The 20832-nt window shown below is 60.0% G+C and carries 15 protein-coding genes; 4 read left to right on the forward strand and 11 right to left on the reverse strand.

Going from position 1 to position 20832, the window contains the following annotated elements:
- Positions 1 to 25: 25 nt before the first annotated feature.
- Positions 26 to 2983, reverse strand: a complete 2958-nt coding sequence (locus AC0ZWN_RS09605) for an autotransporter outer membrane beta-barrel domain-containing protein (protein WP_476334855.1) — start codon at positions 2981 to 2983, stop codon at positions 26 to 28.
- A 227-nt stretch (positions 2984 to 3210) separates the two neighbouring features.
- On the opposite strand from AC0ZWN_RS09605, the gene AC0ZWN_RS09610 reads away from it, so the two are divergent.
- Together AC0ZWN_RS09610 and AC0ZWN_RS09615 are read left to right on the forward strand one after the other, a co-directional pair.
- Entirely contained in the window at positions 3211 to 4563 is a 1353-nt protein-coding gene (locus AC0ZWN_RS09610) for a HipA domain-containing protein (RefSeq protein WP_476334857.1), read from the forward strand.
- Positions 4560 to 4838, forward strand: a complete 279-nt coding sequence (locus AC0ZWN_RS09615) for a helix-turn-helix domain-containing protein (protein ID WP_476334859.1) — start codon at positions 4560 to 4562, stop codon at positions 4836 to 4838. Before AC0ZWN_RS09610 ends, AC0ZWN_RS09615 begins: the two co-directional genes overlap by 4 nt.
- Before the next feature lie 32 nt (positions 4839 to 4870).
- Here AC0ZWN_RS09615 and AC0ZWN_RS09620 read toward each other — a convergent pair whose 3' ends face one another.
- Both AC0ZWN_RS09620 and AC0ZWN_RS09625 read right to left on the reverse strand, forming a co-directional pair.
- The gene (locus tag AC0ZWN_RS09620) at positions 4871 to 5707 is read right to left on the reverse strand and encodes an amino acid ABC transporter permease (RefSeq protein ID WP_476334861.1); all 837 of its coding nucleotides are present in this window, start codon (positions 5705 to 5707) and stop codon (positions 4871 to 4873) included.
- A complete protein-coding gene (locus tag AC0ZWN_RS09625) occupies positions 5704 to 6525 on the reverse strand; it encodes an ABC transporter substrate-binding protein (RefSeq protein ID WP_476334862.1) in 822 nt (273 codons plus the stop codon). Before AC0ZWN_RS09625 ends, AC0ZWN_RS09620 begins: the two co-directional genes overlap by 4 nt.
- 114 nt (positions 6526 to 6639) lie before the next feature.
- On the opposite strand from AC0ZWN_RS09625, the gene AC0ZWN_RS09630 reads away from it, so the two are divergent.
- Positions 6640 to 7539 (forward strand): homocysteine S-methyltransferase family protein, encoded by a 900-nt coding sequence (locus tag AC0ZWN_RS09630; RefSeq protein ID WP_476334864.1) that lies wholly within the window; start codon positions 6640 to 6642, stop codon positions 7537 to 7539.
- A 100-nt stretch (positions 7540 to 7639) separates the two neighbouring features.
- Here AC0ZWN_RS09630 and AC0ZWN_RS09635 read toward each other — a convergent pair whose 3' ends face one another.
- From AC0ZWN_RS09635 to AC0ZWN_RS09645, 3 genes are read right to left on the reverse strand one after another with little or no spacing between them, the layout of a single operon-like run.
- Complete coding sequence (locus tag AC0ZWN_RS09635; RefSeq protein WP_095125053.1) at positions 7640 to 8311, reverse strand: GNAT family N-acetyltransferase; 672 nt, start codon at positions 8309 to 8311, stop codon at positions 7640 to 7642.
- Between the two features lie 12 nt (positions 8312 to 8323).
- A complete protein-coding gene (locus tag AC0ZWN_RS09640) occupies positions 8324 to 8770 on the reverse strand; it encodes a GNAT family N-acetyltransferase (RefSeq protein WP_099757550.1) in 447 nt (148 codons plus the stop codon).
- An 11-nt stretch (positions 8771 to 8781) separates the two neighbouring features.
- Positions 8782 to 9405, reverse strand: coding sequence for an FMN-binding negative transcriptional regulator (locus AC0ZWN_RS09645; protein WP_093429613.1), 624 nt, complete (start codon positions 9403 to 9405; stop codon positions 8782 to 8784).
- A gap of 92 nt (positions 9406 to 9497) precedes the next feature.
- On the opposite strand from AC0ZWN_RS09645, the gene pdxR reads away from it, so the two are divergent.
- Positions 9498 to 11051 (forward strand): MocR-like pyridoxine biosynthesis transcription factor PdxR, encoded by a 1554-nt coding sequence (gene pdxR / locus AC0ZWN_RS09650; RefSeq protein WP_095049632.1) that lies wholly within the window; start codon positions 9498 to 9500, stop codon positions 11049 to 11051.
- Here pdxR and AC0ZWN_RS09655 read toward each other — a convergent pair.
- From AC0ZWN_RS09655 to AC0ZWN_RS09675, 5 genes are all read right to left on the reverse strand, one after another.
- The gene (locus AC0ZWN_RS09655) at positions 11008 to 15603 is read right to left on the reverse strand and encodes a dermonecrotic toxin domain-containing protein (protein ID WP_476334868.1); all 4596 of its coding nucleotides are present in this window, start codon (positions 15601 to 15603) and stop codon (positions 11008 to 11010) included. The two genes, pdxR and AC0ZWN_RS09655, sit on opposite strands and share 44 nt — an antisense overlap.
- 150 nt (positions 15604 to 15753) lie before the next feature.
- Positions 15754 to 16779, reverse strand: coding sequence for a histone deacetylase family protein (locus tag AC0ZWN_RS09660; RefSeq protein WP_476334870.1), 1026 nt, complete (start codon positions 16777 to 16779; stop codon positions 15754 to 15756).
- Positions 16780 to 16902: 123 nt separating this feature from the next.
- Positions 16903 to 17895 carry an AraC family transcriptional regulator gene (locus AC0ZWN_RS09665; protein ID WP_116254211.1) on the reverse strand — a complete coding sequence of 331 codons (993 nt, stop codon included), beginning with the start codon at positions 17893 to 17895 and terminating at the stop codon, positions 16903 to 16905.
- Positions 17896 to 18136: 241 nt separating this feature from the next.
- Positions 18137 to 19141, reverse strand: coding sequence for an asparaginase (locus tag AC0ZWN_RS09670; RefSeq protein ID WP_095125049.1), 1005 nt, complete (start codon positions 19139 to 19141; stop codon positions 18137 to 18139).
- Between the two features lie 171 nt (positions 19142 to 19312).
- Positions 19313 to 20761 carry an alanine/glycine:cation symporter family protein gene (locus tag AC0ZWN_RS09675; protein ID WP_095049637.1) on the reverse strand — a complete coding sequence of 483 codons (1449 nt, stop codon included), beginning with the start codon at positions 20759 to 20761 and terminating at the stop codon, positions 19313 to 19315.
- Between the last annotated feature and the right edge of the window lie 71 nt (positions 20762 to 20832).

The raw sequence follows: 20832 nt of genomic DNA on the forward strand, positions 1-20832 counted from the left end.
CAAGACCCCGCCGGCTGTTCAACCCTCAAAAGCTCATCTGCCACTGCCCGATCAAACCGTGATTGCGGCTGTTGCTGCCGATCTCACCGCTGTATCCCACACCCAGCGTGTGCCGCGCCGAGATCCCCACATCCAGACCGGCCTCCAGCACCAGGCTGTCGCGATCCAGCGAGCTGCCATCGACACTGAACGCCGTGCCGCCAGTCACAAACGCCTGACGAGTCGAGCTGCTGACATCGCCATAGGTGTGTTTCCAGCCAGCGGCCATGCGCGGGGTCACGCTCATGCCGTTGTCCAGGCTGCTCAGGTGCGCCAGGCGCAGGCCGAAGGTGCTGCTGAAGTTGTCCTGGGTCTGGCTGTCGACTTGCAGCGCGGCGGCGCCACCTTTTTCCTTATAGCTGTCGCGGTGGTAGCGCTGATAACCGAGGCTGGCGAATGGTTCGGCGCTGAGGCGGCCGCTGCCCATGGCATAGCCGAGTTCGGCGAAGGCTTGCTGGCTATCGGCGTCGTAGTCGCCTTTCGGGCGGTCGCTGAAACCATTGAAGGCGATGGTGCGTTTGCTTTCGCCCTGATGGCCGCTGTACGCCGCGCCGAGGCGCAAAGCGATCGGGCCGTTCTGGTGCAGCGCGTAGACGCCGGCGTGCCAGCTCTCGACGTTGCCGTCGACGCCGGTCGCGTCCAGATCGGTTTTCGAATAGCCACCGAGTACGCCCAGCCGCCATGCTGGATTCAGCGACCAGTCGGCACCCAGCACGCTGCCCTTGGTGCGTTGTTCCAGACCACTGCTGCCATGTTCGCCATCGAGCTTGCCGTAGCCGCCGATGCCTTGCAGCCAGAGCCGCCCGCGAGCGTTCGGATCATTCAGGTTGCGCGCCTCGGTCGGCACGCCGTTGGCCGCCAGCACGGGCGTGTCGCGCTGATCGAGGCCGACCAGCAGTCCCGGGCTGGCGCCCATTTGCTGCATCGCCGAGAGCATGCTGCTGCCGACCTGACTGCTGGCGCCGAGGGTGGCGCTGGTCAGGTTGGCGTTGCTGGCGCCGGCCAGTTGCTCGATTGCCGCGCCAGCGCTGCTTTGGCTGGTATTGAGCAGGGCGTTGTACAACGCATTGTCTTTGCCGATTGAGGCGAGGCTGTTGGCGGCGTTGCTGCCGTTGCCGGTCGTGGCGAACTCATTGAACGCCACGTCATTGCGGGTGTAGGTCAGGTCGACCTGGGTTGGCGTGTAGGCGAGGGTCGGCGTCAGGAACGCATAGTCGCTGCTGACCTTGCCGAAAGTGCCGTTGACCTGCGCCGCTTGCAGCACGGTGTAGTGGCTCTGCCATGGATAGGTGCCGCTGCCGGGATTCACCGCGAGGGTTGCGCCGTTGAGATTGGCGATGCCGCCAACCTGCACGGGCGCGCTGCTGCCGTCGGCGTTGACACCGTAGGCGAGAGTGGCGGTGCTGCCCATGGTCAAATCGCGAACAATCGTGGCGCGGCCGAGTCCGGTGTCCGTGTGCAAAATGCCGTTAACGTTAAGATTGCCCACCGAGCCGCCACCGGCATACACACCGCCCGCGTCGACGGTCAGGTTGCCAGCGATGCTGCCTTGATTGATCAGCGTTGCGCCGTTGCGCACCGCGCCGCCGTCGCTGAAATCGCCACTGCCCGACAGCGTCCACGCGCCTTGCTTGACCTCCAGCCATTCGAAGTTGCGACTGGCGCCGAAGCTGCCACCGGCCGCATCGTCCATCACCACCCGGTCGTAACCGCTGCCGCCATCTACCACGCCGACAAAGCGACTGCCGTTGCGCAAGGTCAGGCTGTCGTTACCGCCACCCAGATCCAGCGCCAGGCCATTGCTGCCGCTGATCGTGCCGCCGTTGATGACGTTGTCGGCGAAATCACCGACGAACTTCACGCCAAAACCGTTGAGGCCTTGAATGGTGCCGAAGTTTTCCAGCGTGGTCGCCGCCAGTCCCGAGCCGCCGCTGCCATCGTCGACCAGAATGGCGCTGTCGGCACCGCTGATCAAAGCGTTGCTGGCGTTGAGGATGGAACCGCCACCCAGCGCGATACCCTCGCTGCCGTTGGCGAAACCACCCTTGTCCACACCGCCCGCACCGACGCCCTGAATGGTCCCGTAGTTTTCGATGTGGGCGATCTTGTCGATGTCCACGCCGTCGCCGTCACCGTTCGCTTGCAAGCCTGAGTAAGCCCCGGTGATGGTGCCGTGGTTGATCACCGTGCCATCGCCGTCGGAACCGAAGCCGGAACCATTACGGCCGGTGATCTGCCCGTAGTTGATCAGCGTCGCGCCAAGATCGGTGGTGATGCCGTGCCGGCCACCGGAAATCACCCCGTAGTTGGTCACATTGACGCCGCTCGCGGAATCGATATCGATGCCGTCGAATTTCTCGTCGGCATTGTGCGAATCGCCGGTGGAAATCTCGCCGTAGTTGGTAATGGTCGCATTGGCGCCGGTCTTCATGCCGTCACTGGCGTCGCCGCGAATCAGCCCGCCGACGCGGTTGATAATGGTGGTTTTCACGCCGGCACTGCGTAGCGCATCGAGGTCCAGTCCCTGGCCGGTGGTGGAGCGAATCACGCCGCTGTTGTCGATCAACAGACTGCCGCTGACAAAGTTGCTGTCGATGCGCAAAGCATCGTTGGCGCCGAGAATCTGCCCGCCGCTGCGGTTGTAAATCGTGTAGTTGCGCGCCTGGGTCAGGTCACCGCTGCTGTCGATGGCCCGGCCACCGCTGGAAACGATTTTGCCGGCGTTATCGATCACCACACCTTCACTACTGGTCTTGTCTTTCAGGCTCACGGCCTTGCCGCTGTTGGTGATGCTGCCCGGTGCGGAAATCGTCAGCGTATCGCTGCCTCCCAGCGTCTGTGCTGCCGTGGTGGCGGTGTCGATCTGCACGGTTTTGCCGTGGGCTGCCGTGGCGGTGATCAACAGGGCAATGGCGAGAGACAGACGCTGGGGCGGGAACGGCATGAGTGGACGGCCTTCTTGTTATAAGCGGGCCGTCCTGTATAGCGAAGGGTTTTTACAGAATGATGTCGATGGTTGGTCTGCATTGTTTTGCATTCAGATCTGATAGATCAGTGATTAATCTGCATTTTGTTGCAGATTTAGACGTTCTGTTGGGCTTGAAATGCACTATATTGCATCTATCAGCAACAAAAGCTCTGTTGAATGCATTTAAATGCAGGTGAGAAAGCATGTACGACCTGACCTTACAGATATTCACGGCGGGTAAATGGCAAGACGCAATGATTCTGAGCTTCGACGATCCTGATAAGGGTTTCGAGAGTCGCTGCAGTTTTGGTTACGAGACGACCTACCTTGCTGAAAATATTGACGCCATGGGTTCTCCGTTTTCCAAGGCAGTGAGTGCGTTGTATCCACTGGATTGGGACGGTCGCCGTTCCAAAACGCCGGCATTCGTGCACGACATTGCCCCCGCGGGGGCAGCCAAACGCTTTTTGCTTGCGCGTCTAGGTCAAGAAAAACCAGCGAACATCAGCGCCGATTTGTATCTGCTCGGTCGCAGCACGCCAGCCCCTATCGGCAATATGCGCATAAAAGAGTCGGCCGAGGCTATCGATGAGCGCAAGCCAATAGGATTCAAGCGTGAGGATGTCATCCAGCGTGACAACCGCTTTCTCGAATATGCCTATGAGTTGGGTGCGGCAATCGGTGGAGCTACCGGCGCGGGAGGTGAAGCGCCGAAGCTTTTATTGGCCGAGAACAAGGCTGGTCTCCTGTATCCCGATGCCGTATTGGATGACGACGAAGTCAGGCAGCACTGGTTTGTGAAATTTGCCAGAAACAGAGGTGGTCTGACCGATCAAGACATCCTGCGAAGCGAATTCCATTACTACAAGGCGCTTCAGAAGCTCGGCATTGAAACGATCGCGGCCGAAGGCTTGGCACTGGAAGAAGCGAACAAACCAAGTTTGTGGATGCAGCGTTTTGATCGCAAGGTGAGCGATGGCGAAGTAAGCCGCTTGGCTGTCGAATCGATTTACTCGCTGGCTCAAGTGACGACACCGGGAAGTGCGATGAACCATATCGAGGTCATCCACATGCTCGCCGGACTCTGGCGCAGAGCAGGGCAGGCCAGTCAGATACCCGCTCTTGTGACCGACTACTTACGCCGGGATCTGATCAACAAAATCCTTGGTAACTCGGATAACCATGGTCGTAACACCGCGATCATTCGTCAGGCAAACAACTTTCGCCTGGCGCCGATTTATGACTTGGCGCCTATGGTCATGGATGACGAGGGCGTGACCCGTACGACCAAGTGGCCAAGAGATCTGGAGCGAGCGGGAGATGTCGATTGGCGTGGAGTGTGCCGTGCGTTGGCGGATATCGCTGAGCCGGATGACCCATTGGCTGCGCTGTGTGATGCGCCAGCTCTATTCGAACGATTGCGCGAAGATGCCCAACGTCTGGCTGCGCTGCCAGACATATTGACGGCCAGTGGTTTGCCCGACAGAACCATGAACCACCCAGGCATTCATCTGAAAAATCTGGAGCAACGCTTGAAAGAGTGGGATCTGCAATGAGCATGACGGTAGCTGAGCGCACGGTGCTCATCGAAAGCATTCAAGAGGCGCTGGCCGAAGGGACACTAGAGATCGGTGAAGCCGTTCGCCGTTTGCGCGTGGAAGTGACCGGTCTGCATCAGACCCAGTTTGCCAAGATGTGCAAGATATCGGTGCGCACGCTGGTACATATCGAACACGGCGAGGGTAATCAGACACTGAAATCGTTGAATGCAGTGTTTCGTCCGTTTGGCCTGAAAATGGGCGTCATACGGTTACGCCGAGAGACCCATTAAAACCCGACGCAGCCCGCAATGTGCCAATCGCCCTAGCTCCGTCGAACGTAAGCCTTGCCGTAATGCCGCTCCATGCGTGCCTGAATCAACTCCAGGCCAATCGACATCAGCCAGTAAATGATCGCCGCCGTCGTCAGCATTTCGATATAGCGGTAGCTTGAGCGCCCGTATGACTGGGCGAGAAACATCACTTCCCAGACGCCCATTACCGAAATCAGCGACGAGTCCTTGAGCATCGAGATGAACTGGTTGGTCGTGGGCGGGATGATCGTGCGCATGGCTTGCGGCAGGGTGATGCGCCAGAAAATCACCGTCTCGCGCATCCCCAATGCCAGTGAAGCTTCGCGCTGGCCGTGGTCGACCCCGAGGATGCCGGCGCGGAAGATTTCGCTGAGATAGGCGCCGTAGTTCAACGACAGGGCAATGATGCCCGCGACAATGGCGCCAGGCACGATGCCCAGTTGTGGCAAGCCGAGGTAGATCAACAGGATCTGAATGAGCAGTGGCGTGCCGCGAAAGAACGAGGTGTAGAAGCTGGCGATACCGAACGCCACGGCGCTTTTCGACAGGCGCGCCAATGCCGTGATGAAGCCCAGCAGGGACGAGGCGACAATCGAGCACATACACAGGAAAAGCGTCAGCGCCGCGCCTTGCAGAAAGCCGTTGGGCGCCAGGTGCAAACCGACCAGGTTGGGCAGTTTGTCGAGGATGATCGAGAACTTCAGGTCGAAGCTCAGGAAGAACCCGGCGAACAGGCAGAACAGCGCCGCCCATGTCAGGTAAAGCCGCGTACGAAAACCGAACAGGCGTTGCAGGCGTGATTCAGCCACCGGTTGTGGTGGCTGTGGAGGTGTCGGGAAAGAAGTCATTGGCTGATATCAGCGCCGATCCATTTTTGTGACAGCTTGCTCAGGGTGCCGTCCTGCTTCAGTTGCGCGAAGACTTCACGCACTTTGGCGTCCCATTGCGCATCGCCCTTTTCGATGGCCACCGAATTCGGCTCCGAGTACAGCGGCGCGCCGGCCAGTTTGAAGCGTTTGTCTTCGTTCAGGCGTGGCTGCGCGGTGACGAGGTTGGTGAGGATTGCATCCAGGCGCACGCCGGCGCCCAGGCCCAAATCCTGGAAGGCGACGTTGTCGGTGTCGTACGGCGCGATCTGCACATCGTCGAACGGGTACTGCAACTGCTTGTCTTCGGCACCTTCGATGACCAGGTTCTTGTTCAGATAGCTTTCGTAACTGGACGCGCTGGTGAGGCCGACTTTTTTGCCACTCAGATCCTTGGCAGCGTGAATCCGATCATCCTTGGCGTTGACTACGATCACTGCGGGCGAGGCGTAGTACTCGACCGGGAAATCGAACACTTCGGCGCGGGCCTTGCTCGGCGTCATCGAGCAGATGCAGATATCGTAGCGCCCGCTCCAGCGGCCGGCCGCAATGACGTCCCAGGACGGTGTTTCCAGTCGCAACTTCACGCCCAACTTGTCAGCCACGGCCTTAGCGACGTCCACATCGAAGCCATCAAGCTGGTTCTGGTCATTGAGAAACGAGAACGGCGGATAGCTTTCCATCAGCACGCCGACCAGTTCTTTCTTTTGCTCGATACGGTCCAGCGTCGTGCCACCAAAGGCTTGCGTGGAGGCGACCAGAATGGTCAGGCCCAAGGCCAGTAGCGGTTGAAATTTCACAGTCGATCCCCTGGGTAAAAAAGAGGTTGTTTTTAACGGAATGGTGCGTATTAAATAGTTATAAGAACGACTCTGATAGTGAGTTATTTTCATAAGCATATGAGTGAAAAGCATATGGGCGCAGGCAGCACGATTATTCTCGATGGCGGCATGGGCCGTGAGTTGCAGCGCGCCGGGGCGCCATTTCGTCAGCCGGAGTGGTCGGCGCTGGCGTTGAGCGAGGCGCCGCAAGCGGTTCAGGCGGTACATGCCGCTTATATCGCCAGTGGTGCCAATGTGATTACCACCAACAGTTACGCCGTGGTGCCGTTCCATATTGGCGAAGAGCGTTTCGCCGCCGAAGGGCAGGCGCTGGCTGCGTTGGCTGGTGAGTTGGCGCGACGTGCGGTGCAGGCCTCGGGGAAATCCGTGCGAGTGGCCGGCTCATTGCCGCCGCTGTTTGGCTCCTATCGTCCGGATCTGTTCAACGTCGACCGAGTGACCGAGTTGCTGGCGCCGTTGGTCAATGGTCTGGCCCCGCACGTTGATCTGTGGCTGGCGGAAACCCAAAGCTCGATCATCGAGGCGCGTGCCATTCACGCCGGGTTGCCGAAGGATGGCAAACCGTTCTGGTTGTCGTTCACCTTGAAGGACGAAGACACCGATGAAGTGCCGCGCCTGCGCTCTGGTGAGCCAGTCGCCGAGGCGGCTGCGGTGGCGGCTGAGTTGGGCGTCGAGACGTTGTTGTTCAATTGCAGTCAGCCGGAAGTGATCGGTGCCGCGATTGATGCCGCGCGTGACACCTTCGAGCGTCTGGGGGCGAAAATTCACCTTGGTGCCTACGCCAATGCGTTTCCGCCGCAGCCAAAAGAAGCTACGGCCAATGACGGACTTGATCCGCTGCGCGATGACCTGGATCCGCCGGGTTACTTGCACTGGGCGATTGACTGGCAGCAGCGCGGTGCGAGCCATTTGGGCGGTTGCTGCGGGATCGGGCCGGAGCACATTGCGGTGCTGGCGCAAAAGCTGGTGTAACCGCAGATCAAAAGATCGCAGCCTGCGGCCACTCCTGCATGGGATTTGAATTCACCGTGTAGGAGCTGCCGCAGGCTGCGATCTTTTGCTTTTCAGATAATCAGGAACGGCACTCGACCAAACCTTTCACCTGCCCGTCGGGCGTCTGATTTTCATCCGACAGCCACCGCTCGAAACCTGCCGCAATTGCCGGCCACTCTCCATCCAGAATCGAGTACCACGCAGTGTCGCGGTTCTGGCCCTTGACCACCATGTGCTGGCGGAACACGCCTTCGAAGCTGAAACCCAGACGTTCGGCGGCGTATTTCGAGCGGGCGTTGCCGTTGTTGCATTTCCATTCGAGGCGGCGGTAGCCGAGTTCGAAGGAATATTTGGCCAACAGGTACACCGCTTCGGTGCTTCTCGGCGAGCGCTGCATCGGCGCGCCGAAGGTGACGTGGCCGATTTCGATACGGCCCTGGGCCGGGACAATCGACATCAGGCTGAGGATGCCTTGTACCTGACCGCTGGCGCGATCGACGACGCTGAAGAAATACGGGTCGCTGGCGGCCGCGTGGTTGTTCAGCCAAGCGTCGAAAACGCTGCGTTCCGGGAACGGGCCGTAGGGCAAATAATCCCACAGTTTCGGGTCGGCACCGGGGCCTTCGAGTGCGGCGAACAGCTGGTCACCGTGGCGCGCCGGGTCGAGTCTTTCCAGACGAATAAAACGCCCTTCAAGCAAGGTGGCGGTGGGGGCGGCGACGCCTTTCCAGTCAGCGAGTGAAGCGGTCATGCGTGCGTCTCCTTAAAGGGCTTGGCGAAACTGGATGAAGCCCGGGCGTTCGGCGATACGCTCGTAGAGCTGGATCGCGGTGGCGTTGGTTTCGTGGGTCAACCAATGAACCTTGCAGCAGCCGTCAGCCTTGGCGGTGGCGTAGACGTGTTCGATCAACCGGCGGCCGACGCCGGTGCCCCGGGTCTGCGGGACCACCAGCAAGTCCTGCAGGTAGCAGGAGTTTTCGATGCTCCAGTTCGAACGATGATAGATGTAATGCACCATGCCTACCGCTTTACCGCCAGCCCAGGCGAGGGCGGCGTGGGTCGGTTCGTTCGGGTCGAGAAAACGCTGCCAGGTGCTGTGCGTCACAGCGTCCGGCAGTTCGGTGTTGTAGAAACGCAGGTAGGCCTGCCATAGCGGCAGCCAGGCGGCGTGGTCGTCGGCGCTGACCGGGCGAATGTCGATCTGACTCATGGGGGATTTCCTTAGCGCATCAATCGGGCGAGGGTTTGATCATTGATGTCCGGGCTGGCGGCCAGGCCTTCGCGCACGCCGGCAATGTCTTCGGCGCTGCGGTTCTGGCTGAGCTTGCGCTTGCCTTCGAGACGGTCGATGGGAATGGCGAAACCGACAATCGCCTTGAGCATGCCGTCGATGTAATCGGCGGGCGCGTCGGCGACTGACCACGGTTGGGCGCGGCCGGCCTCATGCCGGTCGGTGAGGGTGCTGACGATGTCGAGCAGGCGTCCGCCATCGCTGAAGGTTTCGGCGTGGCCATAAGCGTGCACGGCGATGTAGTTCCAGGTCGGCACGACTTTGCCGTGTTCAGCTTTGCTCGGGTAAAAGCCCGGGCTGACGTAGGCATCGGCGCCGGCGAAGATCAGCATGGCTTCGGCGCCGTCGCGCAGGTCTTTCCACTGTGGGTTGGCGCGGGCCAGGTGCCCGTAGAGCGTGCCGTACTCGCCTTGTTCGCAATGCAGCAGTACCGGCACATGGCTGGCCTGCAAGCCGCTTTCGCCATGGCTCACCAGAATGGCGAGGCGGGTGGCGAGAATCAGTTCGTGCAGTTGGGACAACTCTTCGATGGCAAAGGCGCGTGGCGTGTACATGGGCATATTTTCCTTGGCGAATGCCAGCATCCTAGGCAGGCTATTGGTCTGTTGTAAGAGCCATTGATGACCAATTTCATAGGTCCATTGTCATGCCCGATTCGCCGCTGTTATCCATGCCGTTCAACCCTGCCGGGATCGAGCTTGATCGCCGTCAGGGTTTGAGCCGTCAGCTGTATCAGGCTTTGCGCCTGCGCGTACTGGATGGACGGCTGGCGAGTGGCACGCGGTTGCCAGCCAGTCGCGATCTGGCGGCGGCGCTGGGGATTTCGCGTAACAGCGTTGTGCGCGCCTACGATCAACTCTATGCCGAGGGTTTTATTGAAGGGCGAGTGGGGGACGGAACCTACGTCGCACAATTGATGCCAGTAACGGCCTCGGCAAAAAAACTATCCACAAAAGTATCCACAGGGTTTTCAACAGGCTTACCCACAGCCTTATCCACAAATTGGCTGGATTTACCTGTGGTTTCATCCAGTAAAGTTATCCACAGCGGTGGTTTTTCGCGCATTGAAAACAACCATTTGTCCAAGCCACCGAGCGGTCCACCGCGAGCCTTTCGGGTCGGGGTTCCGGCGTTTGATCTGTTCCCGTTCGAGGTGTGGGCCAAGCTGAATGCGGCTTTCTGGCGTAAACCGGATCTGGAGCAACTGTGTTACGGCGACCCGTCCGGCGATGCGCGCCTGCGTGCAATGATCGCTGCCTATTTGCGCAGCTCGCGCGGCATGCAGTGCTCGCCTGAGCAAATTGTGATCACCAGCGGCGCACAGCAAGGCATTAGTCTTTGTGCACAGCTGCTGGTGGAGCCGGGCGACGGTGTGGCGATCGAGAATCCGGGTTACCGCGCGGCCGGTCATGCGTTCGCGGTGGCGGGCGCTCGTTTGCACGGGATTGCCGTGGACGAGGAGGGCATGGACTGCTCGGCGTTGTCGGCCACCGGGGATTGTCGTGTGGCGTATGTCACGCCCTCTCATCAGTACCCGACAGGCGTGGTGATGAGTCTTGCCCGGCGCCTCGAACTGCTCGCTTGGGCCGAGCGCAACCAAGGCTGGATCGTCGAGGACGACTACGATGGCGAATACCGCTACACCGGTGCGCCGCTGGCGCCGTTGGCGGCACTCGATCGACAGGGGCGAGTGCTGTATGTCGGCACTTTCGGCAAGGTTGCCTTTCCGGCATTGCGCCTCGGTTATCTGGTGCTGCCGCCGGCGCTGGTCGATGCCTTCTCGCAACGCCGCGCGGTGGATGTCCGCCATTCCGAGGTCAGTACCCAAGCGGTGATGGCCGAGTTCATGGCGGCCGGGCATTTCCAGCGGCATATCCGGCGCATGCGCCGCGCCGCCCTGAGCCGTCGCAATACCTTGCTCCACGGTTGGCCGACCGCCATTGCCGGTGTTGGAGATTTGCCCGCCGTTTCCGCCGGGCTGCACCTGACCGTGGCCGTAACAAGCATCGAACGCGAGCAGCAGTTGATTGCGCAGGCAGCAGGCGTTGACGTGGAGATCAACGGCTTGAGCAGTTACTGGCTGCCGGACTCCACTACACCGCTGGACCAGCGTGCCGGGCTGGTCCTGGGCTTTGCCGCCGTCCCTGAACCTGACATTACAGCGGCACTGAAGCGCTTGCGGCAGGTTTGGCAGGCGTGAAGAACAGATGCTCGGCTGACTGTCGTGAAATCTCGCTGCGATGGATTTCGAGGAGCTGCGAACTGGTGGGATCGCTCGGCTCGTGGGAACCGCCGATGTGTCGTTGCGCGACTGTTTTCATATGCCCGGCGGTGAACGAAGCGACGGGAGCGTCGACACTGCTGTAGTGGAAGTGTGCGTAACACAGCACCTTGCCGATGTGGGCATCGCGTACTTCGTATTCGTCGAGAAAACCCCTTGAGTGGCCTTTGAGCCGGCGACGGGTAATGGTTTTGGAGACCGTTACTTCACCTTTTTCTTTGAGCCACTGCACCCTCGCCGCAGTCGGTGGTTGTTGTTTGACCAGTCCGATGCGAATGCTGGTGCCTTTTTCGTCAAGGGCGTTAGCGGCCTCGTCAAGCTTGTGGCTGATTTCTTCGGTCGGCTTTTTGAAGTCTGCGGTCAGATTACTGGCGGTCAATGCTTCATCAATCGCCGCATTGGCTTCGCGCAAGACAGCGGCATGCTTGTGGTATTCCTCCTCGACCTCGACAGGTATCCGCCGCCCTCGTTTGAGGTGAGCCTCGACACGTTGGTGGAATGCATCCAGGCCGTCGATCAGCGCCTGGCCGGCACGGCTGCTGGCACTCACGGAAGAATGGGCCTTGGGTTGGCGGGTCTTTGCCGTGCGCTGTTCTACCCAGACACCGGGTGACTCTTCCTGGAATGTGGCGATGACACCCGTCAGGGTGGTTCGTACTTCCACCTGGTCGGATTTTTGCCCCTTGATGCGTTTTTTTCGATTGCCGACTACCGTGCCTCTGGATTGGGTTTTGATGATCTGGCGCGTTGATGATCTCGCCTTCGAAGGCCCCGGTGTCGGTCCCAGCAGGTGCTTGAAGTGCAGCAACTCGGCCAGTTTTACATCCGTGCGCGCCCTGAACCCGTTTACCCGTTTACGCACATGCTGCAGTCGCTCAGTGTTGATCTGTTCGGGGTAGTCGATGAGCAGATCACCAAAGCGCTGATCGATAGCGGAAAACTGTTCGGCCACATTGCTCAGGACATCGATGCGTTCGCGCAGGTTGTCGAGGCTTTCATCCTCGGTCAGATTCAGCGTGCTCTGGATACTCAACGCGGCGTCTTCGACGAGACTGGCGAGTGCCTGATAGGCATTGGCGGCGTCCGCTGTCGTACCGGCCTTGATGCAAATCTCTTGGCCAATACTGATCTGCAAAAGCTTGAGGTCGTTCAGATCATATTTCGGCAATGCCTTGCGATAGGTTGGAATAATTTTGACGGCATCTTTTCCCAACAACGTCAGTTCGTCAAAACGGCTATTGGCCAACTCTGTTTTTTCAATGATGGCCTGGGTCTGGAGGGTCATTCTTTCAAAGGTCTGAACAAACGCCTGCGCGATGAAACCGGCTTCATCGGCAAGCATTGTCTGCATGGCCTTCAGGTCAGTCCGAAATACGGCGGAATGCAGGTCGAGCCATTCCTGCCCGAGAAACAGCTGCATTTGCAGTCGCTCAATCATGACGGTCCGGTAGTTCGGAATCGGCTCTTTCTGATTCAACGCCTTGATCTGTTCAATATTCGCGCCGTACGCTTTGAGCTGTGCGTCTAGCGTTGCCAGATAGTGCTCGCGTGCCGGTCCTCGTGCTTGCCCGACCGCATCGTTGAAGGCTTTGTGGTCAGCATCACGCTGAATCTGCTTGGCTTTCATCGTTACGTCGAACGCACTGATTTCGGCAGTCAGTTGCCTGGCGTCCATTTTGCTCACGTCCTGAACGGCCTCAAGTGCGCTGTCAAGTCCGCCGCCTCGCAGGCGCAAGCGAAGGTCGACCACCCATTGGCCGTTGGCCGTGCGGGTCAGTTGCGGCCCGTTGCGTGGCGGTTGCTGGCGCGAGTCGATGATCTGCACCTCGGCGTGCTCATTGAGCATGACTTCGAACCAGCGCTGGCCTACGGGAGCGAACCACTGTTGTTGGCGGGGATAAAGATGCCTGTGCGTGCCCTCGGTGGCGGCATCGCCGATGCCTTTGGGTTTGGCGATCTGAAAGCTGTCGAGCAGCGCTGCGAGTGCGACCGGGGATCGTTTCAGCGCCGTGAAGGGGTTGACCACCATCTCATGCGCAACGGGCAGTGCAGTGCTGGATACGTCCGGCAACTGCAACGGTTTGCTGACGACGAGTTCGGTGGTGACGGTGGCGGTGGGTTCTTCCTGCGGGATCGACTCGCTGAATGGCTTGTCGCCGACCGCTGCGCGATGGGCGAGCACCATGCCCAAGGCCAGGAGAATGTCGGTGAGGGCTGTCCAGGCAAGCTTGCCGGATTGCTCATTGGCCTCGTCGCTGATCTCTTGCAGGTCGTCCATGATCTGCCAGATCCACGCTGCCGTGCCGACGCTGCGCCCGAGGAATGGCAACGCCGCGTTGAACAGCATCCAGCCGCCGTGTTTGAGCGTTGCCCAGCGTGCTTCTGCATCAGAGACCGATTGCCGATCGGCCTGGGTGATGACAGCCTGCACGTTGCTGTTATGCAGGGTCGCCAGTACATCGTGCTCAATCGTTGCGGTCGCCAGCGTAACGGGGCCGGACATGTCGAAAGCGGTGAAGGGGTTCACCAGCAATTGCGGGATAGTCCAGACTGAAGGCAATCGGGCGGTGAAGACGAACTGGCTGTACTTGAAGCGCACATCGTCCGGCAACCAGGCCAGGACCGACTCGCGCAGCTCCTGTGAGTGCTGGATCTCGTAAAACAGGTTGGCGTGTGAGGGAAATTGCATCAGTGCCGTTTCGAACAGTGGTCGATAAAGGAGGCACGGCCCTTTGTCCGCCTCGCGCGGGCCGATGATGAACATATTATTGACGATGTCCGCCTGTGATCGACTGCGATGGGCCACGAACCCCAGCGGGCGAATGACGATTTCATCGCGATCGACATGACGCTCATCGCCGGTGTTTGCCAGTGCGGCAACCACATAGCGGTAACCCTGTTCAGTGATGCCGGTCTTGCCCTGTATTTTGTGCTGTAACGCCAGCAGCGGCAGCTCGATGGGCAACTGGCTGGCATAAAGTGCTTGCACTGCCGACGCCTGCTCATTGTTGTCAATCAGCAGGTTTTGCAGGTACGCCGGGTAGGTCTGGCCGATATCGACGCTGCTGACCAGTTGTTGCAGGTAGCTTGCGGTCATCCACTCAGGCAACACGCCGCCATCCTTGTAACGTACGGTTTTGTTGCCGGCTGGCTGCCCCGCGAGGTTCTGCAGCGCGAGTTCAATGAGCGACAGCGTCTTGGTCTGCGTGTTACCCGGAAAGACAAATGTGCCCCAGACCACCAGGCTGGTGATGCTGATCTCGATGTCATCGATCCTCACCTCGCCGGCTTGCGGATGATCCTTGGCTATCTGTTGTTTCAGGGCATCACGGGTGAACGCTTGCAGGCTGATGACTTCGCTTTGAAATGATTTTCCCTTGTTCGTGTGCTGCACCATCGTCAGATCCAGCAGATGCCGGCTGTAACGGGTTTGATCGGCGGGAGAGGCGCTGTCGAGCCATTCTGGCAGCATCGGACGCAGGCGATCGATATGAGGTTTGAGGCGCGGTGTCGGCTCTCGCGGATTGCCGACAGTCCCGGTGTGCGGATATAGCTCGCTGGAACTCGAACCCTGAAAATAATTGATCGCGCCCAGCGCCTCGGCTTCCAGGGCGACCAGTGTGCAGGCTTGATAGTCGAAGAAATGGCCCTGTGGTTCGACCAGTCGCCATTTCAACCCGGCACCGGAGGCACCTTGCCAATAACGACGCGGCAGGGCTTCGCCGAGTTTTTCCAGCGATTGAAAACTCTCGAAGCCCTGCAGCACCGAGTGGGTCATGATCAAGGTGCGCTTGTCATCGGTGCCGATCAGTACCGCGGTATCGAGCAGGGTCACATGCTTCTGCTCGTCACCCTCGCCACGGTCAAGATCAATCAGGCAGGCGCGGGTCTTGTATTTGTCGGTGGGCAGTCGCTGGTGTTTGTCCGGGTATTTATAAAGCGCTTCGGCCATGGCTCGCTGGTCGGCATCCCAGCCAGGGTTCGCGTCGACCTTCCACAAATTGCGCAGGGCCTGTGACATCTGCTGCCAGCGCGGCTGCCCTGGGTAGGTGAAATCATCCCAGTAATTGACCTGGTGTTCCTTGTAGGCGATGAACAGCAACGGTGCCAGCTCATTGAGCAGCTTACCGATCGCGCTGATTTTCACCGGCAGCTGGATGGCGGGCGGCAGGTCGGGCTGCAAGGTCAGATAATGCTCACCGTCGAGATACGCCACAGTCGTGCCGGAGAGGCCCAGGCGTACCAGGGTGTCGGTCAGCGATTCGATCAGGTGGCGACCCGGGACGACCCGATCATCTTCAATGACCCAGGTCGGTCTTACGACCATGGCCAGCTGCGGGTCGAGATCGAGGTCGGGATACAGCGTCCTGAGCGCGGGGCGCAGCGTTTTCGACGCAACTTCTCGCAGTGAAGGGCCGGTCACCAGTTGAGTCACGACATCGACGGCGCTGGGCGAGGGGATTTCGGGCATGGGCAACTCCTGCTCTGATGGGCGCGCCCAAGGGCGGCGGTCCGGGCAAGGTAGCGGCGAGCGGCGGCGCACGTGCGGTACATACATATTGCGGGCAAAAAAAGACCCGCCTGGGCGGGTCTGGTGTTTACGATTGCGACGGGAATCCGGTTATCGTTCGAAGCCTTCCAGTACGTTCACCGCGTTGATGCCGATTTCCTCCACCGCGTAACCGCCCTCCATGACGAACAATGTCGGTTTGCCGAGTGCAGCGATGCGCTTGCCCATCGCCAGGTAATCGGGGCTGTCGAGTTTGAACTGCGAAATCGGGTCATCCTTGAAGGTGTCGACGCCGAGCGATACGACAATGACGTCGGCGCCGTAGCGATCGATCTCGTCGCAGGCCTGATCCAGCGCCGCACTCCACACGTCCCAGCCGGAGCCGGCGGCTAGCGGATAGTTGAAGTTGAAACCTTCCCCAGCGCCTTCTCCACGCTCATCGTCGTAGCCGAGGAAAAACGGAAACTCTGCTTCCGGGTGGCCGTGGATCGAGGTGAACAGCACGTCGCTGCGCGCGTAGAAAATCGATTGCGTGCCGTTGCCGTGATGATAGTCGACGTCGAGGATCGCGACTTTCCTGTGGCCCTGATCGAGAAAGGCTTGTGCAGCGATGGCGGCGTTGTTGAGGTAGCAATAACCGCCCATCAAATCGCTGGCAGCGTGGTGTCCCGGTGGCCGGCACAACGCGAAGGCAGCGCGCGCGCCACGCTGGATTTCTGCTTGCGCGGTCAGGGCAACTTGCGCCGCGCTGTACGCCGCTTGCCAGGTGCCGGCGGTGATCGGTGCGCCGCCATCGAAGCTGTAATAGCCGAGCTGGCCGTGCAGGCTGGTCGGTTTGATTGCACGCAGAGTGCGCGCCGGCCAGGTGTAGGGCAGCAGATCGCCGTCGGTATTGAATTCAGTCCAGCGCGCCCACGCGCCTTTGAAAAAGTCGAGGTAGTCACGGCTGTGGATGCGGGCGATCGGCTCCAGACCGAAATCCTTCGGCGCTTCGACCGGGCCGAGGTTCTGGTTTTTAACGCGCTGCAGCACATGGTCGGCGCGCGACGGCATCTCGAAGCACGGCTTCAGTTGGCCATCGATGAGTTCGCAGCGGCCATGGTGCAGGTGGTGATCGTCCGAGTAGATCGTCAGCATTTGTTGTTCTCCGCAGGGCTGATTCGGTTGCTCCCAGTGTTGCGGCGCGAGGTGAATCGGAAAACGGCAGGAAAGGCCAAAAGGGGATGGATATGGCCAAAAAAACTGACCGCAATTCGCCCCTCAGGCCCGGAATTGACTCGGCGCCACGCCGCTCCAGCGCACGAAGGCATGACGAAAGCTCGCAGTCTCACTGAAGCCAAGGGTCTCGGCGATGCGGTAGATCGGCAACTGATCCTCACACAACATCTGCTTGGCTCGCTCGAAGCGCAGTTCATCGAGCAATTCCTGATAGCTGCAGCCCATGTCCTTGAGATGCCGGCGCAGAGTGCGTGGTGAGCACTTCATCTGTTGCGCCAGACCTTCCAGCCCCGGCGCGGCGTTCAGTTGGGCGCTGAGCAACTGGCGGATGCGCCCGAGCCACGCTTGGCGTCCGGTGAACTCAAGGTTCTGCTTGCGGCAGCGTTCGGCCATGGCTTGATGGGTGATGGCATCGGCCAGCGGCAGCGGTTGATCGAGCCAGTGACGGTCGAAGGCGAAGGCGTTGTCCTTGGCGGCGAAGTGCAGCGGGCTGTCGAAGTGCTCGGCATAACTGTCACGGTAATCCGGTGCGGCGTGTTCGAAGCGCGTGGCGAGCAAGGGCAGCGGATGCCCGAGCAGGTCATCACAAATGACTTTCAGCGACACCAGGCAGAACTCGGCATTGAACACCGCCATCGCCGGGCTCTCGCGATAATCGGCAGCGACGAACCAGACGCGTTCGCCATCGTCCTCCAGACTCAGTTCGAAAAGTGTTCCCAACAGCGCCGGATAACGAATCGCCAGACGCAAAGCGTCACCGAAGGTGGCACAGGTCAGCAAGGCATAGCCAAGGATGCCGTAGCAGGAAACGTGCATGCGCCGGCCCAGCTCCAGGCCGATGTCGTGCTTAAGCGCGACTGCATTGGCGCAGACCTGCATCTCCTGATTGGTGGTGATGCGCGTGTCGGCCCGGCTGAGATCCGCCGCACTGATGCCGCTGCCGGCCAGCAACGCTTCGCTCGACAGGCCTTCGGCTTTGAAGGTGTTGAGGATTAGCGAGACGGCGTTGAGGGTGGTGAGGTGGGAGTGCAGCATAAGATCTTCCAGCCTGAGGATGGCTGGAACGCAGCAAATTGCATGCCGCAGCAGCCCCTCACCCCAACCCTCTCCCAAAGGTAGAGGGGGCCGATTGGGGGATATTGGCGAGATGCACCGAGGTGATACATCTCTGCCGAATCCACAATCGACGCGATTTATCAGGTCGACGGACAGCGAAAAACAACTCGGTCAGTGCCCTCCCCTCCGGGAGAGGGTGAGGGCCGATCCAGAGCCTTGCTCAGAGCAACTCACCACACAAATCCAGTTCGATCAGCCGACGCATTTCCGCCGTTTCCAGCCCTGCACCGAGCATTCCATGCAACTTGCCGAACGCCGCCTCACGAGTCATGCCACCACCGGACAACACGCCGACACCGCGCAATCGACTGCCAGCCTCGTAAACATCCAGCTCAACGCCGCCTTCATGGCATTGCGTGACCGCCACAACGACTACGCCGTTATCCCGCGCACGGCCAAGGCTTGCCAGAAACTCAGGGTTGTCGCTCGGCCCTGTACCGCTGCCGTAGCACTCCAGCACCAGACCCTGAATGCCGCTGGCGAGCAGACCATCAAGGACTTCGGCGCTGATGCCGGGGAACAGTGGCAGCACGGCAACCTTGGCCAGTTGCTTCGGCTGGTTGTAGTTCAACGACGCTGGAATCGAAGGCGCTTTCACGCCGCCGCCCTGACGCTCAAGTCGTTTGAACGGATGACGGCCGAAGCTGCGCACCTTCGCGCAACGGGTTGGCGCCAGTAGCTCACCGTGGAAGTACAGATGCACACCGGGCGCCAGGCCTTGGCCGAGGGCGACCAGTGCGCCGCCGAGGTTTTCCCAGGCATCGCTGTCGGTAACACCGGCCGGCAGCATGGAGCCGGTGAAACACACGCGAGCATTCAGCCCCAGTAACTGGAAGCTCATCGCCGCCGCACTGTAAGCCAGGGTGTCGGTGCCGTGCAGGATCAGCACGCTGTCGCAACCTTGCACATCCACGGCATCGACCACCGCTTCACGCAGTTGCTGCCAATAGGCCGGGGTCATGTTGGCGCTGTCGATCAGCGGCGACATTTCCCGGAAGCGCCACTGCGGCACAACGAGCTCAGGCTGACTGTGCAAGTAGTCGCGCATCCGCGCTTCGAAACCGGATGCCGGGGCCAGACCGTTGGCGCTGGCCTGCATGCCGATGGTGCCACCGGTGTAGAGCACCATGACGTGTTGGGCAGCTGGGTAGGAATTGGCAATCATCTGAGGGTCTCCACAAGAGATGACATTGTAGGAGTGAGCCTGCTCGCGATAGCGGTTCATCATTCAACATTAGTGTTGGCTGAAAGACAGCTATCGCGAGCAGGCTCACTCCTACAAGTTATTGCATCACAATAACTGACGGGCGCAGAGGATGCGCCCGTCATTCACCTGTCAGCGTTGCGCTGCAGGTACGCCTTGCGGCTCGGCTTCGGTCTTGTCGGCAGCGGCAGACGGGTTGGTCGGCCAGGCCTTCAGGTCGAGATCCAGATCGGTAAATTTGCTGGAGTCGAACACGGGCTGTTTAACGCCGGCACGGCGCTGCTCGTCGTAGTCGCGCATTACGCGCATGCCGACCTTGAACAGCATGGCCAAGGCCACCAGGTTGACGAAGGCCAGACAGGTCATGGTGATGTCGGCGAAGGCGAACACGGTCGACAGGTCCTGCATCGAACCCCATACCACCAGCGCCAGCACCAGGCCGCGGAAAATCATCAGCGCGGCGCGGTTGCGGGTGAGGAACTGCAGGCTGTTTTCGCCCAGGTAGTAGTTGTAGAGGATGCAAGTGAAGACGAACAGCGACAGCGCGACGCTGACGAACATGCGACCCCAGTCACCGACCACAGCGGCCAGCGAGTTCTGGGTCAGGACGATGCCGTCACCTTCGAAGCCCGGGGTGTAGAAGCCCGACAGCAGAATCAGCAGCGCGGTGCAGGTGCAAATCACGAAGGTGTCGAGGAACACGCTGAAGGCCTGAACCACGCCCTGGGCGCCCGGGTGCTTCACGGCAGCCACGGCAGCGACGTTCGGCGCACTGCCCAAGCCTGCTTCGTTGGCGAACACGCCACGCTTCACGCCCATGACAATGGCGCTGCCGAGCAGGCCACCAAAGGCAGGGTCGAGGCCGAAGGCGCTCTTGAAGATGGTTTCCAGCATGGCTGGTACGTGTTCGATCTGAGTACCGATCACATACAGGGTCACGCCGATATAGGCGAGGGTCTTGATCGGTACCAGCAGGTCGGACACCGAGGCAATGCGCTTGATGCCGCCGATGAAAGTGATGGCCAGCAACACTGCCAGGACGATACCGGTGTGTTGTGGGTTGAATTCAAAGGCGTTCTGCAGCGAGTGAGTCACGGTGTAGGACTGCAGGCCAATGAAGGCAAAGCCGTAGGTGACCAGCAGCAGGACCGAGAACACCACCGCCATGCCTTTGAGTTTCAGGCCGTGCTGGATGTAGTAAGCCGGACCGCCACGGTACAGGCCGTCGCCATCGGCGCGCTTGTAGACTTGGGCCAGGGTGCATTCGAAGAAGCTGCTGGACATGCCGACCAGTGCGGTCACCCACATCCAGAAGACCGCACCTGGACCACCCAGGGTCACGGCGATGCCGACACCGGCGATGTTGCCTGCACCGACACGGCCGGCAAGGCTGAGCATCAGGGCCTGGAACGAGCTGAGTTGCCCGGCGCTGCCTTTGAGGCTGTCGCGGAACACCGCGAACATGTGGAAGAAGTGCCGCAATTGAACGAAACGCGAGCGAATCGTGAAGTAGCTACCGAGCCCGACAATGAGCACGATCAGTACTTTCCCTGAGAGGAAGTCGTTGATGACTTCGAGCATGGATTTTTCCTCGCTGTTTTTTGTGTGAGCAAATGCTGGATGGTAGAAATATCGTGTTACACCGGTGTGCG

The sequence above is a fragment of the Pseudomonas sp. 3B-A001-10F genome, from assembly GCF_056313565.1.

Bases quoted from the DNA above. Each gene is read 5' to 3' on its own strand.
- AC0ZWN_RS09605 (WP_476334855.1), bottom strand. From the start codon at position 2,983: ATGCCGTTCCCGCCCCAGCGTCTGTCTCTCGCCATTGCCCTGTTGATC.
- AC0ZWN_RS09610 (WP_476334857.1), top strand. From the start codon at position 3,211: ATGTACGACCTGACCTTACAGATATTCACGGCGGGTAAATGGCAAGAC.
- AC0ZWN_RS09615 (WP_476334859.1), top strand. From the start codon at position 4,560: ATGAGCATGACGGTAGCTGAGCGCACGGTGCTCATCGAAAGCATTCAA.
- AC0ZWN_RS09620 (WP_476334861.1), bottom strand. From the start codon at position 5,707: ATGACTTCTTTCCCGACACCTCCACAGCCACCACAACCGGTGGCTGAA.
- AC0ZWN_RS09630 (WP_476334864.1), top strand. From the start codon at position 6,640: ATGGGCGCAGGCAGCACGATTATTCTCGATGGCGGCATGGGCCGTGAG.
- AC0ZWN_RS09635 (WP_095125053.1), bottom strand. From the start codon at position 8,311: ATGACCGCTTCACTCGCTGACTGGAAAGGCGTCGCCGCCCCCACCGCC.
- AC0ZWN_RS09640 (WP_099757550.1), bottom strand. From the start codon at position 8,770: ATGAGTCAGATCGACATTCGCCCGGTCAGCGCCGACGACCACGCCGCC.
- AC0ZWN_RS09645 (WP_093429613.1), bottom strand. From the start codon at position 9,405: ATGTACACGCCACGCGCCTTTGCCATCGAAGAGTTGTCCCAACTGCAC.
- pdxR (WP_095049632.1), top strand. From the start codon at position 9,498: ATGCCCGATTCGCCGCTGTTATCCATGCCGTTCAACCCTGCCGGGATC.
- AC0ZWN_RS09655 (WP_476334868.1), bottom strand. From the start codon at position 15,603: ATGCCCGAAATCCCCTCGCCCAGCGCCGTCGATGTCGTGACTCAACTG.
- AC0ZWN_RS09660 (WP_476334870.1), bottom strand. From the start codon at position 16,779: ATGCTGACGATCTACTCGGACGATCACCACCTGCACCATGGCCGCTGC.
- AC0ZWN_RS09665 (WP_116254211.1), bottom strand. From the start codon at position 17,895: ATGCTGCACTCCCACCTCACCACCCTCAACGCCGTCTCGCTAATCCTC.
- AC0ZWN_RS09670 (WP_095125049.1), bottom strand. From the start codon at position 19,141: ATGATTGCCAATTCCTACCCAGCTGCCCAACACGTCATGGTGCTCTAC.
- AC0ZWN_RS09675 (WP_095049637.1), bottom strand. From the start codon at position 20,761: ATGCTCGAAGTCATCAACGACTTCCTCTCAGGGAAAGTACTGATCGTG.